Raw genomic sequence first — 17,286 nt, forward strand, 5'->3', positions numbered from 1 at the left:
TGGCATCGCCACAGGTCAGAAGCTAAGTGCCCGGCCACGGGGGTGGGCGCGCGCACGCTACTTACCCGGCAGTCAGTAGCGGGGGCCGGAATCTCCACGGAATCTGTACGTCGCGCTCACGCGCCTCGCGGGCGCCCGGCTACCGGTGCAGGCGGTCGCCGCCCGCGAGGATGGCCGAAGCCAGGGCGTCCGCCGCCTCCCGGGCGGTGCCCTCGGGGCGGCCGTGCAGGAGGACGAAGTCCACGTCGCCCAGCTCCGGCAGGCCGACGCGAGCGGGGACCGGCCTCAGACCCGGCGGGATCAGGCCACGGGTGTGGGCCATCACGCCCAGTCCGGCGCGGGCGGCCGCGATCAGGCCGCTCAGGCTCGTACTCGTGCAGGCGATCCGCCACGGGCGGCCGTGCGCCTCCAGGGCCTCCAGGGCGCGGGCGCGGGTGATGCCTGGCGGCGGGAAGACGATCAGCGGCACCGGGCGGTCCGGATCCAGCCGCAGCCGGGGCGCGCCGATCCAGGTCAGGGTCGACTGCCAGACCAGCCGGCCGTGGGTGTCGCCGCCGCGCCGCTTGGCGAGGACCAGGTCCAGCCGCCCGGCTGCCAGCTTCTCGTGCAGCGTGCCGGACAGGCCGACCGTCAGCTCCAGGTCCACCTCGGGGTGCTCACGGCGGAACGACTCCAGGATCTCGGGCAGCCGGGTCAGCACGAAGTCCTCCGACACCCCGAAACGCAACCGCCCGCGCAGCCGGGTTCCCGTGAAGAACGCCGCCGCCCGCTCGTGCGCGGCCAGGATCGTCCGGGCGAAGCCGAGCATCGCCTCGCCGTCCTCCGTGAGTTCCACGCTGTGGGTGTCCCGGCTGAACAGCGCACGCCCGGCCGCCTCCTCCAGCCGCCGCACGTGCTGGCTGACGGTCGACTGGCGCAGTCCCAGACGGCGGGCGGCCTGGGTGAAGCTCAGAGTCTGTGCGACCGCCAGGAAGGTGCGCAGCTGGGAGGGCTCGTACACCCTCCCCAGGCTAGCGCGGTCATCGCGGAACGTGATGACAGTCAGAGCGGTATACGGGATTCCCGATCGGCCCGTCGCCATGCACGATGGTGAGGGCACGACCTGAACCTGAGAGCACGTGGAGCACATGAGCCGCCGCCGACCCCTGCCCCTGCGCCTGACCTCGCCCCTGCGCCCGCCGATCGACCCGTACATCCTGGCGCTGATCGCGACGGTGGCCCTCGCGGCCCTGCTCCCGGCGTCGGGCAGGGCCGCCGACGCGGTCGGCGGGGTCTCCACCGGTGCGATCGCGCTGCTGTTCTTCCTGTACGGGGCGCGGCTGTCCACCCGTGAGGCACTGGACGGGCTGAGGCACTGGCGGCTGCACGGGACGGTGCTGGCGGCCACGTTCGTGGTCTTCCCGCTGCTCGGTCTCGCCGCGAGGGGGCTCGTGCCGACCGTGCTGACGCCCGCCCTGTACGGCGGGCTGCTGTTCCTGTGCCTGGTGCCGTCCACCATCCAGTCGTCGATCGCCTTCACCTCGATGGCGCGGGGCAACGTGCCCGCCGCGATCTGCGCGGGCTCCTTCTCGTCGCTGGCCGGGATCGTCCTCACACCGCTGCTGGCCGCCCTGTTGCTGGGAGGCGGTGGCGGTGGCTTCTCGGCGGACTCCCTGGTGAAGATCGTCGCCCAGTTGCTGGTGCCGTTCCTGGCGGGGCAGGCGCTGCGCCGGTGGACGGCCGGTTTCCTCACCCGGCACAAGAAGCCGCTGGGGTACGTCGACCGCGGCTCGATCCTGCTCGTCGTCTACACGGCCTTCAGCGAGGGCATGGTCCAGGGCGTCTGGCACCAGGTCACCCCGGCGCGGCTGGCGGCGCTGCTGGCCGTGGAGGCGGTGCTGCTCGCCGTGATGCTGGCGCTCACCTGGTACGGGGCGGGGAGGCTCGGATTCGGGCGGGAGGACCGGATCGCGATCCAGTTCGCCGGGTCCAAGAAGAGCCTGGCGGCGGGCCTGCCGATGGCGAGCGTGCTGTTCGGCGCGCACGCCTCACTCGCCGTGCTGCCGCTGATGCTGTTCCACCAGGTGCAGCTGATGGTCTGCGCGGTCATCGCCAAGCGCCGCGCGAACGACCCGGCGCCCCAGCCGGACCCGGCCCGCCCCGCGCCGGAGCCCGCCCGGCGCTGACGGCTGCCGTCATGGGACCGGCACCACCTTGCCCAGGTTCGCCCGGGCCTCGATGAGCGTGGACCCGTCGCCCAGGCCGAACTCGGCCGCAGCCTCGCCCTCGGCCCCAAGGACAGGGCCGGCATCCTCAACGATTTCGAGGACGACGGCCTGGTCACCCCGCGCCCCCGACCCCACCGACCGCCGCAAGAACGCCATCACCGTCACCGCCGACGGCACCGGCCGCCTCCGCCGCTGCGAGGCCGCCGCCGACCGCGCCGACGACGAACTCCTGGCCCCCCCGCCCCCCCGAACGCGACCGGTTCGTCGCCCTGCTGGAACGGATCGTGCACCCCACCGACCGGTGATGATCACGCCGGTCGATACCGTGAGGCCATGCCCTCATCCGACGCCCAGGACGCCGCCCGGTGAACCGCACCTGGATACGCCCCGGCGCCAGCCGCCCCTGTTCCCTGGTCGTCTGCCGCGGCTGCTGCTGCGGCGACGCCCGCAAGCGCCCCGGGACCGACCACGCGGGCCAGCTGGCCCGGTTGCGTGCGGCCGCGGCGGCGTCCGGCGGCCGGCTCTCCGTCCGCACCAGTGACTGCCTCGGGCCGTGCGGCCAGGCCAACGTGGTGGTCGTCCAGCCCTCCACCGAGGCCCGGCGGCGGGGCGCCCGCGCCGCGTGGATCGGGTGGGCGCTCGACGACGACTGCCTCGACGACATCCTCGCGTGGGTGGAGGCGGGCGGGCCCGGCATCGCGGAGCCCCCGGCCACGCTCACGCTCCAGATGATCGACCCGCCGAACAAGAAGTAGGGCGCGGCAACCGGCCGGCGCAGGGAGCGCATCCCGCCGGCCGGCCGGCCCGGCCCGAGCGCCGGGCGGGGCAGGGCGTCAGCCCCGGGAGGCAGCTGCCGTCAGGGCGATCCGGTCCTCACCCGCGTACACGTTCATGTTCCGTCCGCGCAGGAAACCGACCAGCGTCAGGCCCGTCTCGGCGGCCAGGTCCACGGCCAGGGACGACGGCGCCGACACCGCGGCCAGCATCGGAATTCCCGCCATCACCGCCTTCTGCACCAGCTCGAACGACGCCCGCCCCGACACCAGCAGGATCGCCCGGTCCAGCGGCAGCAGGTCCTCCCGCAGCGCCCGGCCGACCAGCTTGTCCACCGCGTTGTGCCGCCCCACGTCCTCCCGTACGTCGAGCAGCTCGCCGTCCTCCGAGAACAGCGCGGCCGCGTGCAGCCCGCCGGTCCGGTCGAACACCCGCTGCGCTTCCCGCAGCCGGTCCGGGAGGACGGCCAGCAGCTCCGGCTCGACCAGGAGCGGGGGAGTGTCGGCGATCGGAAAGCGGGCCGTGGTGCGTACCGCGTCCAGGCCGGCCTTGCCGCACAGGCCGCACGACGACGTCGTGTAGACGTTCCGCTCCAGCGTGATGTCCGGGACGGCGACGCCGGGGGCGAGCTGTACGTCCACCACGTTGTACGTGTTCGTCCCGTCGTCCTTGGCCCCGGCGCAGTACACGATGTTCCGTACCTCGGCGGCGGCGCCCAGGACGCCCTCGCTGACGAGGAAGCCCGCCGCCAGCGCGAAGTCGTCACCCGGTGTGCGCATGGTGATGGCGAGCGGCTTGCCGTTGAGCCGGATCTCCAGCGGCTCCTCGGCGACCAGGGTGTCGGGACGGGTCGAGACGGCTCCGTCCCGGATGCGGATGACGCGGCGGCGTTCGGTGACCCGTCCCATGCTGATCAGTCCCGCTTCTGAAGGTTCTGTACGTGTGGGTGGCCGAAACGGCCCTTGATGCAGAGATTGCCGTGCCGTCACCGGGCTGTCGTGCGGCGAGGTGACCTCGACGATCTCATTGTCCTGCACGTGCACGGTGAGGTTGCGGCCGGCTCCGCGGTACGTCCGGCGCGACTCGTCCCATGTGCCGGCCGGCCCGCATGCCGACCTCGCCGCGGAAGCCGAGCGCGCCGGGCGGGCGCGGATGGGGTGGTTCGCCCGCCCGCCCCGGCTCCAGAGAGCGGGATCGGGGGATGCGGGACGGCCGCTCAAGGGGCCGAACAGCTTTTCATGGCGAGACCGGCTGGGACGGGTGATGTTGCGGACTCTCCAAGAGGCGGGCGTGAATCCTGTCGGTTCACCTGACCGGTTACTCGTCAGTCGCTGGTGAGACTGGGAAGCTCCTGCACATCGCCACCAAGGGGGTCCCGAGCATGACGGGCACTCGTATCGCCGCGCTCGGGCACTACCAGCCCGCCAAAGTCCTCACCAACGCCGACCTGGCCGCGCTGGTCGACACCAGCGACGAGTGGATCACCAGCCGGGTCGGCATCAGGACCCGCCATGTGGCGGGCCCCGACGAGCCCGTCGACGAGATGGCCGCCCACGCGGGCGCCAAGGCGCTGGCCGCCGCCGGGCTCGCCCCGGCCGACGTGGACCTCGTCCTCGTCGCCACCTCGACGGCGATCGACCGCTCCCCGAACACCGCGGCCCGGGTCGCCGCCCGGCTGGGCATGGGGGCACCCGCCACCATGGACCTCAATGTCGTCTGCGCCGGCTTCACCCACGCGCTGGCCACCGCCGACCATGCCGTACGGGCGGGCTCGGCGAGCCGCGTGCTGGTGATCGGCGCCGACAAGATGACCGAGATCACCGACTGGACCGACCGGACCACCTGCGTCCTGGTCGGCGACGGTGCGGGCGCGGCGGTCGTCGAGGCCGCACCGGACGCCGGTATCGGGCCGGTCCTGTGGGGATCCGTCCCGGAGATGGGCCACGCCGTCCGTATCGAGGGCACCCCGCCGCGCTTCGCCCAGGAGGGCCAGACGGTCTACCGCTGGGCCACCACGCAGCTGCCGCCCATCGCCCGCAAGGTGTGCGAGCGGGCGGGCGTCGCGCCCGAGGAACTGGCGGCGGTCGTGCTGCACCAGGCGAACCTGCGCATCATCGAGCCCGTCGCCCAGAAGATCGGGGCGGTCAACGCGGTGATCGCCCGCGACGTCACCGAGTCCGGCAACACCTCGGCCGCCTCCATCCCCATGGCGCTCAGCAAGCTGGTCGAGCGGGGCGAGGTGGCCTCCGGCGCGCCCGCGCTGCTCTTCGGCTTCGGCGGGAACCTCTCGTACGCCGGTCAGGTCGTCCGCGTTCCGTGAGCCTCACGGCGGCGGTGACCCGCGTCTCTCGCCACGCGACGTCCGACACGGCCTGACCCCCGCCGGTCAGTCCGCTTCGCGCACGGCCACGAAGAGTCCGGTGCACGCGGGTGCCTCACGCCCGGGGTCCCCGGTGAGGAGGGGGAGCGGTCGGGCGGGGACGGGGGAGGCGCAGTCGTCGCCGGGCGGAGGGCAGTCGGCGGGGTGCTTCCCGGGAGAGGTGCAGTCCGGCGGCGGGGGCTGGGACGCGTACGGGCTGGGTGGCGTGGTCGCGTGGGTGGTGCCGTTGATGTGGGCGGTGGCTCCGTACCCGGCACCGCTGATCACCAGAACCCCCACGGTGAACACCCGGACCACCCGGCTCATCCCGCCCCCTTCCTCCGGCCGCAACTCCGCGGCCACCGTACAAGCGTCGGCGCCACACGCGCCCAACGGGCGTGGTGGCACCGGGCTTTGTCCTGACTGTGGAGAAAGTTGGCATGGATTGCCGCGCAACTTCTTCCCCCTGCGGCAAAGCGCTGCTACGTTCCCCTCGAAAGCAGCACACCAAGGCCGGACACGACGGCGGGGAGGGGCGCGTGAGACGTATGACGGCTCGACCCGCCAATGCGCACCAGGCCCGGCTGCTGCGGCTGTTGCGCGACGGCGGGCCCAACTCCCGGGCGCAGCTCGGGGACCAGATCGAGCTGTCCCGCTCCAAACTGGCCGTCGAGGTGGACCGGCTGCTGGAGACCGGGCTCGTGGTGGCCGACGGGCTCGCCGCGTCCCGGGGCGGGCGGCGGTCGCACAACATCCGCCTCGCGCCCGGCCTCCGGTTCCTCGGCGTCGACATCGGCGCCACCTCGATCGACGTGGCCGTCACCAACGCGGAGCTGGAGGTACTGGGCCATCTCAACCACCCCATGGACGTACGCGAAGGCCCCGTCGCCGTGTTCGAACAGGTGCTCGCCATGGCGGCCAAGCTCAAGGCGTCCGGCCTCACCGAAGGCCTCGACGGCGCCGGAATAGGCGTACCGGGGCCGGTCCGCTTTCCCGAGGGCGTACCGGTCGCTCCGCCGATCATGCCCGGTTGGGACGGCTTCCCCGTCCGGGAGGCGCTCAGCCAGGAGCTCGGCTGCCCGGTCATGGTCGACAACGACGTGAACCTGATGGCGATGGGGGAGCAGCACGCGGGCGTCGCCCGCTCCGCGCGTGACTACCTCTGCGTCAAGATCGGTACCGGCATCGGCTGCGGCATCGTCGTCGGCGGCCAGGTCTACCGCGGTACGACGGGCAGCGCCGGCGACATCGGCCACATCCAGGTCGTCCCCGACGGTCGTGCCTGCGCGTGCGGCAACCGGGGCTGCCTGGAGGCCCACTTCAGCGGAGCCGCGCTCGCCAGGGACGCCGAGGACGCGGCGCGCGCCGGCCAGTCCGAGGAACTCGCCCGTCGGCTGGAGGCGGCCGGGCGGCTCACCGCCGTGGACGTCGCCGCGGCCGCGGCCGCCGGCGACGCCACCTCGCTCGCCCTGATCCGCGAGGGCGGCAACCGGGTCGGACAGGTCATCGCGGGGCTCGTCAGCTTCTTCAACCCGGGCCTGGTGGTGATCGGCGGAGGGGTGACCGGCCTCGGCCACAACCTGCTCGCCGCCGTCCGCACCCAGGTCTACCGCACGTCCCTGCCCCTGGCCACCGGCAATCTTCCCATCGTCCTCGGGGAGTTGGGCGCCACCGCCGGAGTCATCGGCGCCGCCCGGCTCATCAGCGACCACCTTTTCTCACCGGCCTGATCACCACCGGCCTGCCCGGCCGGGACCCGCACCACCTCGTACGCACACCCCGCACACCTGGTACCTCGCCCTGCCCGCTCACCGGCACTGCACCGCACGCACTGCTGTACGTACGCACGCACGCACTGCACTTGCACTGCACCGCACGCACCGCACCGCACCGCACGCACCGCGCCCGCCGAGGGGATTCGTCATGGCACCACCAGAACCACCCCTGCTCACCATGTCCGGCATCACCAAGTCGTTCCCCGGCGTCCGCGCCCTCGACGGTGTCGATCTCGAGGTCCGGCCCGGCGAAGTCCACTGCCTCCTCGGCCAGAACGGCGCCGGAAAGTCCACCCTCATCAAGGTCCTCGCCGGCGCCCACCAGCCCGACGACGGCACGATCACCTGGCGCGGCGAACAGGTCGCACTGAAGTCGCCCAGCGCGGCCATGCGCCTCGGCATCGCCACCATCTACCAGGAACTGGACCTGGTGGAAGGCCTGTCCGTGGCCGAGAACGTCTTCCTCGGCCACGAGCCCACCACCGCCGGCTTCGTCGTGCGCGGCCGGAGCGCCCGTGCCGCCACCGCCGCCCTGCTGCGCCGGCTCGGCCACCCGGAGATCGACCCCGCCCGGGCGGTCGGCGACCTGTCCGCCGCCCAGCAGCAGATCGTCTCCATGGCCCGCGCGCTCTCCCACGACGTACGCCTCATCGTCATGGACGAGCCGTCCGCCGCCCTCGACCCCGACGAGACCGCCAACCTCTTCCGGATCGTCGGCGACCTCACCGCCGGCGGGGTCGCCGTCGTCTACATCTCCCACCGGCTGGAGGAGATCCGCCGCATCGGCGACCGCGTGACCGTACTGAAGGACGGGCGGGCCGTCGCCGGGGGACTGTCCGCCCAGGACACGCCGACACGCGACATCGTTGCCATGATGACCGGCCGGAACGTCGAGTACGTCTTCCCCGAGCGCCCCGGCCGCCCGGTCACCACCACCCGGGCGCCCGTGCTGAGGGTCGAAGGCCTCGCGCGCGAGGGCGAGTTCGCACCGGTCGACCTGGAACTGCGGCCCGGCGAGATCGTCGGCCTCGCCGGGCTCGTCGGCTCAGGACGCTCCGAGATCCTGGAGACCGTCTACGGCGCCCGCCGCCCCACCGCCGGACGTGTCCTCGTCGACGGCCGGCCCCTGCGCCCCGGCAGCGTCCGCGCCGCCGTCCGCGCCGGACTCGGCCTCGCCCCCGAGGAACGCAAGGCGCAGGGCCTGCTGATGCTCGAATCCGTGACGCGCAACGTCTCCGTGTCGTCCCTGGCCCGCTTCTCGCGGGTCGGCTGGATCGACCGCACCGCCGAACGGACCGCCGCCCGTACCGCCACCCGCGAACTGTCGCTGCGCCCCGACAACCCCGACGCCCGCGTCCGCACCCTCTCCGGCGGCAACCAGCAGAAGGCCGTCCTCGCGCGCTGGCTGCTGCGCGGCTGCCGCGTCCTCCTCCTCGACGAGCCCACCCGAGGCGTCGACGTCGGTGCCCGAGCCGAGCTGTACGCCGTGATCCGCCGCCTCGCCGACGACGGGCTCGCCGTGCTGCTGGTCTCGAGCGAGGTCCCCGAAGTGCTGGGCCTCGCCGACCGGGTGCTGGTGCTCCGGGAGGGCCACGTCGTGCACACGGCGCCCGCGCACGAGCTCGACGAACACCGCGTACTCGACCTTGTGATGGAAGGGAGCCCGACGTCATGACGCAGCCCGCTCCGGTCACCACCGCCGAACCACCCGTCGGCAAAGCCGGTGGCCGTCCGCCCCTGGGGCTGCGGGCCGACGTCCGCAACCTTTCCCTGCTCGGTGTCCTCGCCGTACTGATCGCGGTCGGCGGCATCACCAAGCCCGACCAGTTCCTCGACACCTCCAACCTCCAACTGGTCCTCACCCAGGCGTCCGTCATCGGGGTCGTCACCGTCGGCATGACGTTCGTCATCACCAGCGGCGGCATCGACCTGTCGGTCGGCGCGATCGTCGCCCTCGCCTCCGTGTGGGCGACCACCGTCGCCACCCAGGAGTACGGTTTCGCCGGGATCCTGTTCACCGCCGTGGTGGTGGGGCTGGGGTGCGGCCTGGTGAACGGCGTGCTCATCGCGTACGGAGGAATGGTCCCCTTCATCGCGACCCTCGCCATGCTCGCCTCGGCGCGCGGCCTCGCCCTCCAGATCACCGACGGCAAGACCCAGATCGTCACCGTCCAGTCCGTCCTCGACCTCGGCGTCCCCGACTCGTACGTCCTCGGCATACCGCCGCTCGTCCTCGTCTTCGCCGCCGTCACCGTCATCGGCTGGCTGCTGCTGAACCGCACCACGTTCGGGCGCCGGACCGTCGCGGTCGGCGGCAACGCGGAGGCGGCACGGCTCGCCGGGATCGACGTACGCCGCCAGCGCCTCTACCTCTACCTGCTGTCCGGGCTGTGCTGCGGGATCGCGGCCTTCCTGCTGATCGTCCTCGCGGGATCCGGCCAGAACACCAACGGCAACCTGTACGAACTCGACGCGATCGCCGCCGCGATCATCGGCGGCACCCTGCTCAGCGGCGGACGCGGCACCATCGTCGGCTCCGTACTGGGCGTCCTCGTCTTCACCACCATCACCAACATCTTCGCCCTGAACAACCTCCAGAGCGACGTCCAGCAGATCGCCAAGGGCGCGATCATCGTCGCCGCCGTCCTGGTCCAGCGCCGCACCGCGCGCGGCTCCGGCGAAGCCTGATCCCCCCTTTGTGAGTCCCGACCGGAAGGGTTCCACCGCCATGCCAGAAACCAGCCGCAGAGGACTGCTGTTCGGCACGGCCGCCGTCTCCGCCGGCGCCCTGCTGACCGCCTGCACCAGCAACGAACCCAAGAACTCCACCCCCGCCACCAACAACGTGCCGGCCGCCGACGACAAGCCCGGCACGCCGGTGACCATCGGCTTCGCCGGCCCGCAGGCCGACCACGGCTGGCTCAACGCCATCAACGAGAACGCCAAGCAGCGAGCGGAGAAGTACTCCGAGGTGACCCTGGAGATCACCGAGGGCTCCAACGACACCGCCGCCCAGATCGGCCAGATCCAGACCCTGATCAACAAGAAGGTCGACGTCCTGGTCATCCTGCCGGCCGACGGCAAGGCCCTCACCCAGGTCGGCCTCCAGGCCATGAAGGCCGGCATCCCGGTGATCAACCTCGACCGGGTCTTCGCCTCCCCGCAGGCGTACCGCTGCTGGATCGGCGGCGACAACTACGGCATGGGCCTGAACGCCGGCCGCTACATCGGCGAGCAGCTCAAGGACAAGCCGAACGCCAAGGTCGTCGAACTCGCGGGCATGGACAACCTGGAGCTGACCAAGCAGCGCACCCAGGGTTTCGACGACGCCCTGAAGAACTACCCCAACATCAGGAAAGTGGCGCGGCAGGCCGCCGAGTTCACCGTCGAGTCCGGCCAGGCCAAGATGGCCCAGCTGCTTCAGGCACAGCAGCAGTTCGACGCGCTGTGGAACCACGACGACGACCAGGGCGTGGGCGCGCTGCGCGCCATCCAGCAGGCGGGCAGGACGGACTTCCTGATGGTCGGCGGAGCGGGCGCCAAGTCGGCGATGGACGCCATCAAGGCCGACAACAGCGTGCTGAAGGCGACCGTGCTCTACCCGCCGACCATGGCCGCCTCCGCCGTCGACCTGGCCCGCGCGCTGGGCCAGAAGAAGGGCGTCAGCGGCATGTCGGAGCTGGAGATCCCGGCGTCGATCACCCTGTACTCGGCCGTGGTGACCAAGGAGAACGTCGACGAGTACCTGCCGACGGGCTTCAGCTGACCGGCTCTGCCCGCCCCCACCGAGCAACCGACGAGGAGGAACCCGTATGGCGCAGCAGGAACGGACCATCGGCATCGGCATGGTCGGGTACGCCTTCATGGGCGCCGCCCATTCACAGGGCTGGCGCACCGTGGGCCGTGTCTTCGACCTGCCGCTGCGGCCGGTGCTTGCCGCGGTCTGCGGACGCGACGCCGCCGCCGTGCGGGCGGCCGCGGACAGACACGGCTGGGCGGCCGCCGAAACCGACTGGCGGGACCTCGTCGCGCGGGACGAGGTGGACGTGGTGGACATCTGCACCCCGGGCGACAGCCACGCCGAGATCGCCATCGCCGCCCTGGAGGCGGGCAAGCACGTCCTGTGCGAGAAGCCCCTCGCGAACACGGTCGCAGAGGCGGAGGCCATGGTCGCGGCCGCCGGGCGGGCGCGGGCCCGCGGGCAGGTCGCCATGGTCGGCTTCAACTACCGGCGCGTGCCCGCCATGGCGTACGCGCGGGAGCTCATCGCCGACGGGCGGCTGGGCGCGCTGCGCCACGTACGGGTGACGTATCTCCAGGACTGGCTCGTCGACCCGGACTTCCCGCTCACCTGGCGGCTGGAGCGCAAGCACGCCGGATCCGGGGCCCTCGGCGACCTCGGCGCGCACATCGTGGACCTCGCGCAGTACCTGGCGGGGGAGCCGCTCGTGGGGGTGTCGGCGCTCACCGAGACCTTCGTACGCGAGCGGCCGCTGCTCGCCGGGGCGTCGGCCGGGCTCTCGGCGTCGGGGGGCGCCGAGCGCGGCACGGTGACGGTGGACGACGCGGCGGTCTTCACGGGGCGGCTGGCGTCGGGGGCGCTCGTGTCGTTCGAGGCGACGCGGATGGCGGCGGGCCGCAAGAACGCGCTGCGGCTGGAGATCAACGGGGAGCGGGGCTCGCTCGCCTTCGACCTGGAACGGCTGAACGAGCTCTCGTTCTTCGACGGCGGCGACCCGGCCGAGTCGGCCGGCTTCCGGCGGATCCTCGTCACCGAGCCGGACCACCCGTACCTGGAAGCGTGGTGGCCGCCCGGCCACGCCCTCGGCTATGAGCACACCTTCGCCCACCAGGCGCGCGACCTCGTCCACGCCATCGCCTCGGGCGCCGAGCCGGCGCCGTCCTTCGCGGACGGGCTGCAGGTGCAGCGCGTGCTGGCGGCCGTGGAGGAGAGCGCCGAGAAGAACGCCGTCTACACCCCCGTGTCGCTGTAGGAGGTTCGCCGTGCCACGTCCCTTCACCCTCTTCACCGGCCAGTGGGCCGACCTGCCGCTGGAGGAGGTCTGCCGCCTCGCCCGTGACTTCGGCTACGACGGGCTCGAACTCGCCTGCTGGGGCGACCACTTCGAGGTCGACAAGGCGCTGACCGACCCCTCGTACCTGGACGGGCGCCGGGCGCTGCTCGACAAGTACGGGCTGCGGTGCTGGGCCATCTCCAACCACCTGGTCGGCCAGGCCGTCTGCGACCACCCCATCGACGAGCGCCACCAGGCCATCGTGCCGGGACGGATCTGGGGCGACGGTGACCCGGAGGGCGTGCGGCAGCGGGCCGCGCGGGAACTCGCGGACACCGCGCGGGCGGCCGCCGCCTTCGGCGTGCGCACGGTCATCGGGTTCACCGGGTCGTCCATCTGGCATCTGGTGGCGATGTTCCCGCCGGTCCCGGAGCGGATGATCGAGCGCGGGTACGAGGACTTCGCCGAGCGGTGGAACCCGATCCTGGACGTGTTCGACGCGGAAGGCGTGCGGTTCGCCCACGAGGTACACCCCAGCGAGATCGCGTACGACTACTGGACGACACAGCGTGCCCTGGAGGCGGTGGACCGGCGCCCGGCCTTCGGGCTCAACTTCGACCCGAGTCACTTCGTCTGGCAGGACCTGGACCCGGTCGGGTTCCTCTACGACTTCCGGGACCGGATCTACCACGTGGACTGCAAGGAGGCGCGGCGGCGGCTCGACGGCCGCAACGGCCGGCTCGGCTCGCACCTGCCGTGGGGCGATCCCCGGCGCGGCTGGGACTTCGTGTCGGCCGGGCACGGGGACGTGCCCTGGGAGGACGTGTTCCGGATGCTGCGCTCGATCGGCTACGACGGGCCCGTGTCGGTGGAGTGGGAGGACGCCGGGATGGACCGGCTGACCGGTGCGCCGGAAGCGCTTGCCACGCTGAAACGGTACGACTTCGATCCGCCCGCGGCCTCCTTCGACGCGGCGTTCGGAGGTGCCGAATAGGGGCATCGGTGCAGTTCACCGGGCTGGTGGCGGTCGCCGTCACCGGACGGTCCGCGCTGCCCGCCCCCGGCTTTGTCCAGCGCCGGGAGAAAGAGGAATTCCCTTCTCTCGCAAGGGCTTTCGGCGCAGGACCAACCCGGCTAACGTCCCTTCCGTGTGACGGCCCTGATGTGTACAGGACACCTCATCGGGCTTGGACCCACCTCCACCTCCGCCCCACCCTCTCCCGCCCCACCGACCCCGGCCAACCCCGACCCCGACCCCGACCAGCGACCAGCGTGACGGCGCACGCCGGTCCCCGGACATCCCGCGCGGCTTCCCCGGGGCACTGCCCGCCAAGCCGCCCGATCGAGGCAACAGTCCGTACCCCGGCCTTCTCCGGAGGACACTCGTGCACAGAAAACGGCTCGGAGCACGCAACGCGCTCGCCCTCCTCACCGGCGGCGTACTCGCCATGACGTCGTTCGCCCTCGGCGCCCCACCGGGCGCGGCGGCCGAGCCGCCGTCGACCACGGCGGCCGAGGAGCAGTTCCAGCAGGTCACCCTCGCCAAGGGCGGTGAGGAGGTCGGCGAACCGATGTCGCTGGCCGTGATGCCCGACCGCAGCGTGCTGCACACCTCGAGGAACGGCGAGCTGCGGCGTACCGACGCGGCGGGCAACACCAAGGTCATCGGAACCGTCCCCGTCTACTCCCACGACGAGGAGGGCCTCCAGGGCGTCGCCCTCGACCCGGACTTCGCGCGGAACCGCGCCGTCTTCCTCTACTACGCGCCCCCGCTCGACACGCCGCCCGGGGACGCGCCGAGCGACGGCACGGCAGCCGATTTCGCCAGGTACGACGGAGTCAACCGGCTCTCGCGGTTCGTGCTGAAGGCGGACGGCACCCTCGACAACGCCAGCGAGAAGAAGGTCATCGACATCCCCGCGACGCGCGGCATCTGCTGCCACGTCGGCGGCGACATCGACTTCGACGCACAGGGCAACCTGTACCTCTCGACCGGCGACGACTCCAACCCCTTCGCCTCCGACGGCTACACCCCGATCGACGACCGGCCCACGCGCAACCCCGCGTACGACGCCCGCCGGACGTCGGGCAACACCAACGACCTGCGCGGCAAGATCCTCCGCATCAAGGTCGCCGGCGACGGCTCGTACACCGTCCCCGACGGCAACCTCTTCGCACCCGGCACGGCGAAGACGCGGCCCGAGATCTACGCGATGGGCTTCCGCAACCCGTTCCGCTTCAGCGTCGACAAGAAGACGGGCGTGCTGTACGTCGGCGACTACGGCCCCGACGCCGGGGCGGCGGACCCGAAGCGCGGCCCGGCCGGACAGGTCGAGTTCGCCCGTGTGACCAAGCCGGGCAACTTCGGCTGGCCCTTCTGCACCGGCGACAACGACCCGTACGTCGACTACGACTTCGGCACCAAGACCTCCGGCGCCCCCTTCGACTGCGCGGCGCCCAGGAACGACTCACCGCACAACACGGGCCTGGTCGACCTGCCGCCGGCCGAGCCCGCGTGGATCCCGTACGACGGCGGGTCCCTGCCCGAGTTCGGCTCCGGGTCGGAGTCGCCGATGGGCGGGCCGGTGTACCGGTACGACGCCGCCAACACCTCCCCGGTGAAGTTCCCGGAAGCGTATGACGGGGACTTCTTCGCCGGTGAGTTCGGGCGGCGCTGGATCAAGCGGATCGAACACGACGCCGAAGGCACCGGGGCCGTGCAGTCCATCAACCCGGTGCCGTGGACCGGCACCCAGGTGATGGACATGGCGTTCGGCCCGGACGGGGCGCTGTACGTCCTCGACTACGGCACCGCCTGGTTCGGCGGCGACGAGAACTCCGGCCTGTACCGGATCGAGAACGCCACCGGGGGGCGCTCGCCGGTGGCCGAGGCGTCGGCCACCAGGACGTCCGGTAAGGCTCCCCTGCGGGTCGCCTTCTCGTCCGCGGGCACGACGGACGCCGACGGTGACGCCCTCACCTACAGCTGGGACTTCGGTGACGGCACCGGTACGTCGACGGCCGCGAATCCGACGTACACGTACCGGAAGAACGGTACCTACACCGCCACCGTCACCGCGCGCGACGCATCGGGCCGCACCGGTTCCGCGAGCGTCCACGTGGTCGTCGGCAACACGGCACCCAAGGTGACGCTCGACCTGCCGAAGGACGGTGCGCTGTTCAGCTTCGGCGACGAGATCCCGTTCAAGGTGACCGTCACCGACCCGGAGGACGGCACGATCGACTGCGCCAAGGTCAAGGTCACGTACATCCTCGGCCATGACAGCCACGGTCACCCCGTGACATCGGCTCACGGGTGCTCGGGCACCATCAAGACGTCGGCGGACGGCGGCCACGACCCGAACGCCAACATCTTCGGTGTCTTCGACGCCGAGTACACCGACGGCGGGGGCGGCGGACAGGCCGCGCTGACCAGCCACGACCAGGCACAGCTCCAGCCGCGCCACCGGCAGGCCGAACACTTCTCGTCGCAGTCCGGGATCCGTACGTACGACAAGGCCACCGCGCACGGCGGCAAGACCGTAGGCGACATCCACAACGGCGACTGGATCTCCTTCACCCCCTACAACCTGACCGGTTCGAGGAAGCTCACCGCCCGGATCTCGTCGGGTGGCGCGGGCGGCTTCCTGGAGGTACGCACCGGATCGGCGACCGGCACGCTCCTGGGGTCCGCCCCAGTGCCGGTGACCGGCGGCTGGGAGACCTTCCAGGACATCGACGTGCCGCTGCGGTCCGTACCGAAGCGGACCACGCAGCTGTTCATGGTCTTCAAGGGCGGCGCCGGTGCCCTGTACGACGTGGACGACTTCGAGCTGTCGAGCACGCCGGTCGACCGGACCGCCGAGCGTGTCCTGGTCTTCTCCAAGACCGCCGGCTTCCGGCACGACTCCATCCCGGCCGGGATCGCGGCGCTGAAGGAGCTGGGCGCCTCCAGCAACATCACGGTCGACGCCACGGAGACGGCCGCGCAGTTCACCACGAACAACCTGGCCCGGTACGACGCGGTGGTGTTCCTGTCGACGACCGGTGACGTGCTGAACGCCGAGCAGCAGAAGGCGTTCGAGAACTACGTCGCCACGGGCGGCGGGTACGTCGGTGTCCACGCGGCCGCCGACACCGAGTATGACTGGGAGTTCTACGGCGGACTCGTCGGCGCCCACTTCGCCTCGCACCCGCACATCCAGCCCGCCACCGTGCGCGTCGAGGACCACCAGCACCCGGCCACGTCCCACCTTCCGGCGGCCGGCTGGGAGCGCACGGACGAGTGGTACAACTACCGGACCAATCCGCGCGGCCAGGCCCGTATCCTCGCCACCCTCGACGAAACCACCTATCAGGGCGGCACCATGAAGGGTGACCACCCGATCGCCTGGTGCCAGGCGTACGAGGGCGGGCGCGCCTTCTACACCGGAGGCGGCCACACGGCCGCGTCCTACGCCGAGCCGGCCTTGCGGCAGCACCTGCTGGGTGGCCTCCGCTACGCCACCGGGCAGGTGCGCGCCGACTGCAAGCCCCAGAGCGGCTACCGCTCCCTGTTCAACGGGCACACCCTGGAGGGCTGGAAGCAGGCCGGACCGGGGAAGTTCACCGTCGTGGAGGGTGAGCTGCGCTCCGAGGGCGGCATGGGGATGCTCTGGTACCGGGCGAAGGAGCTCTCGTCGTACTCGCTGAAGCTGGACTGGAAGACGGCGGGCGACGACAACTCCGGCGTCTTCGTGGGGTTCCCGGCCTCCGACGACCCCTGGTCGGCCGTGAACAACGGCTACGAGATCCAGATCGACGCAACGGATGCGCCCGACCGCACCACGGGAGCCGTGTACGGCTTCAAATCGGCGAACATCAAGGCCCGTGACCAGGTCCTGCGCCCCCCGGGCCAGTGGAACAGCTACGAGATCAAGGTCCGGGGGGAGCGGCTCCAGGTCTTCCTCAACGGTGTGAAGATCAACGACTTCACCAACACCGACCCGGTCCGCAGCCTGAAGGACGGCTACATCGGCATCCAGAACCACGGCGCCGACGACCAGGTGTCCTTCCGTGACATCCAGCTCAAGGAACTGCCCTCGTAGGGCCGCTCCCGTCCAAGCCGGCGGCGGGCGGGGAGGCGCCGTACCCCTCGCCCGCCGTCTCCAACGCAC

General features: G+C 71.8%; 14 protein-coding genes and 1 pseudogene. 10 read left to right on the forward strand and 5 right to left on the reverse strand.

Going from position 1 to position 17,286, the window contains the following annotated elements:
- Window positions 1–139: 139 nt before the first annotated feature.
- Window positions 140–1,000, reverse strand: coding sequence for a LysR substrate-binding domain-containing protein (locus ABT360_RS08490; RefSeq protein ID WP_444852194.1), 861 nt, complete (start codon window positions 998–1,000; stop codon window positions 140–142).
- A 127-nt stretch (window positions 1,001–1,127) separates the two neighbouring features.
- Here ABT360_RS08490 and ABT360_RS08495 point away from each other — a divergent pair, with 127 nt between their 5' ends.
- Window positions 1,128–2,165, forward strand: coding sequence for a bile acid:sodium symporter family protein (locus ABT360_RS08495; RefSeq protein WP_351812718.1), 1,038 nt, complete (start codon window positions 1,128–1,130; stop codon window positions 2,163–2,165).
- Between the two features lie 9 nt (window positions 2,166–2,174).
- Here the strand turns inward: ABT360_RS08495 and ABT360_RS08500 are convergent, their stop codons facing one another.
- A complete protein-coding gene (locus tag ABT360_RS08500) occupies window positions 2,175–2,384 on the reverse strand; it encodes a hypothetical protein (RefSeq protein ID WP_351812721.1) in 210 nt (69 codons plus the stop codon).
- A 188-nt stretch (window positions 2,385–2,572) separates the two neighbouring features.
- Here ABT360_RS08500 and ABT360_RS08505 point away from each other — a divergent pair, with 188 nt between their 5' ends.
- Window positions 2,573–2,962, forward strand: coding sequence for a (2Fe-2S) ferredoxin domain-containing protein (locus tag ABT360_RS08505; RefSeq protein ID WP_351812724.1), 390 nt, complete (start codon window positions 2,573–2,575; stop codon window positions 2,960–2,962).
- A gap of 78 nt (window positions 2,963–3,040) precedes the next feature.
- Here ABT360_RS08505 and fdhD read toward each other — a convergent pair whose 3' ends face one another.
- A complete protein-coding gene (gene fdhD, locus ABT360_RS08510; RefSeq protein ID WP_351812727.1) occupies window positions 3,041–3,889 on the reverse strand; it encodes a formate dehydrogenase accessory sulfurtransferase FdhD in 849 nt (282 codons plus the stop codon).
- Between the two features lie 5 nt (window positions 3,890–3,894).
- Window positions 3,895–4,127, reverse strand: a pseudogene (locus tag ABT360_RS08515) (2Fe-2S iron-sulfur cluster-binding protein); the annotation flags it as partial.
- Between the two features lie 235 nt (window positions 4,128–4,362).
- On the opposite strand from ABT360_RS08515, the gene ABT360_RS08520 reads away from it, so the two are divergent.
- The gene (locus ABT360_RS08520) at window positions 4,363–5,301 is read left to right on the forward strand and encodes a beta-ketoacyl-ACP synthase III (protein ID WP_351812730.1); all 939 of its coding nucleotides are present in this window, start codon (window positions 4,363–4,365) and stop codon (window positions 5,299–5,301) included.
- Between the two features lie 66 nt (window positions 5,302–5,367).
- Here the strand turns inward: ABT360_RS08520 and ABT360_RS08525 are convergent, their stop codons facing one another.
- Entirely contained in the window at window positions 5,368–5,667 is a 300-nt protein-coding gene (locus tag ABT360_RS08525; RefSeq protein ID WP_351812733.1) for a hypothetical protein, read from the reverse strand.
- A gap of 221 nt (window positions 5,668–5,888) precedes the next feature.
- Between ABT360_RS08525 and ABT360_RS08530 the strand changes: the two genes are divergently transcribed.
- The 7 genes from ABT360_RS08530 (at window position 5,889) to ABT360_RS08560 (ending at window position 17,217) form a co-directional block, all read left to right on the forward strand.
- Complete coding sequence (locus ABT360_RS08530; RefSeq protein WP_351812735.1) at window positions 5,889–7,070, forward strand: ROK family transcriptional regulator; 1,182 nt, start codon at window positions 5,889–5,891, stop codon at window positions 7,068–7,070.
- 193 nt (window positions 7,071–7,263) lie between these two features.
- Window positions 7,264–8,790, forward strand: coding sequence for a sugar ABC transporter ATP-binding protein (locus ABT360_RS08535; RefSeq protein ID WP_351812738.1), 1,527 nt, complete (start codon window positions 7,264–7,266; stop codon window positions 8,788–8,790).
- Window positions 8,787–9,803, forward strand: a complete 1,017-nt coding sequence (locus tag ABT360_RS08540; RefSeq protein ID WP_351812741.1) for an ABC transporter permease — start codon at window positions 8,787–8,789, stop codon at window positions 9,801–9,803. The genes ABT360_RS08535 and ABT360_RS08540 overlap by 4 nt, the downstream gene beginning before the upstream one ends.
- 40 nt (window positions 9,804–9,843) lie before the next feature.
- Entirely contained in the window at window positions 9,844–10,881 is a 1,038-nt protein-coding gene (locus ABT360_RS08545; protein ID WP_351812744.1) for a substrate-binding domain-containing protein, read from the forward strand.
- Between the two features lie 46 nt (window positions 10,882–10,927).
- On the forward strand, window positions 10,928–12,109 hold the full coding sequence (locus ABT360_RS08550; protein WP_351812747.1) for a Gfo/Idh/MocA family protein: 1,182 nt from the start codon (window positions 10,928–10,930) through the stop codon (window positions 12,107–12,109).
- A 10-nt stretch (window positions 12,110–12,119) separates the two neighbouring features.
- Window positions 12,120–13,124, forward strand: a complete 1,005-nt coding sequence (locus tag ABT360_RS08555) for a sugar phosphate isomerase/epimerase family protein (RefSeq protein WP_351812750.1) — start codon at window positions 12,120–12,122, stop codon at window positions 13,122–13,124.
- 391 nt (window positions 13,125–13,515) lie between these two features.
- Window positions 13,516–17,217 (forward strand): ThuA domain-containing protein, encoded by a 3,702-nt coding sequence (locus ABT360_RS08560; RefSeq protein ID WP_351812753.1) that lies wholly within the window; start codon window positions 13,516–13,518, stop codon window positions 17,215–17,217.
- Window positions 17,218–17,286 lie beyond the last annotated feature (69 nt).

Origin of the sequence: Streptomyces sp. NPDC000229 (assembly GCF_040300825.1) — a bacterium.
In the GTDB taxonomy this organism is placed as follows: domain Bacteria; phylum Actinomycetota; class Actinomycetes; order Streptomycetales; family Streptomycetaceae; genus Streptomyces.

Coding starts and splice junctions, on each gene's coding strand:
- ABT360_RS08495 (WP_351812718.1), top strand. CDS start 1,128: ATGAGCCGCCGCCGACCCCTGCCCCTGCGCCTGACCTCGCCCCTGCGC.
- fdhD (WP_351812727.1), bottom strand. CDS start 3,889: ATGGGACGGGTCACCGAACGCCGCCGCGTCATCCGCATCCGGGACGGA.
- ABT360_RS08520 (WP_351812730.1), top strand. CDS start 4,363: ATGACGGGCACTCGTATCGCCGCGCTCGGGCACTACCAGCCCGCCAAA.
- ABT360_RS08525 (WP_351812733.1), bottom strand. CDS start 5,667: ATGAGCCGGGTGGTCCGGGTGTTCACCGTGGGGGTTCTGGTGATCAGC.
- ABT360_RS08530 (WP_351812735.1), top strand. CDS start 5,889: ATGACGGCTCGACCCGCCAATGCGCACCAGGCCCGGCTGCTGCGGCTG.
- ABT360_RS08535 (WP_351812738.1), top strand. CDS start 7,264: ATGGCACCACCAGAACCACCCCTGCTCACCATGTCCGGCATCACCAAG.
- ABT360_RS08540 (WP_351812741.1), top strand. CDS start 8,787: ATGACGCAGCCCGCTCCGGTCACCACCGCCGAACCACCCGTCGGCAAA.
- ABT360_RS08545 (WP_351812744.1), top strand. CDS start 9,844: ATGCCAGAAACCAGCCGCAGAGGACTGCTGTTCGGCACGGCCGCCGTC.
- ABT360_RS08550 (WP_351812747.1), top strand. CDS start 10,928: ATGGCGCAGCAGGAACGGACCATCGGCATCGGCATGGTCGGGTACGCC.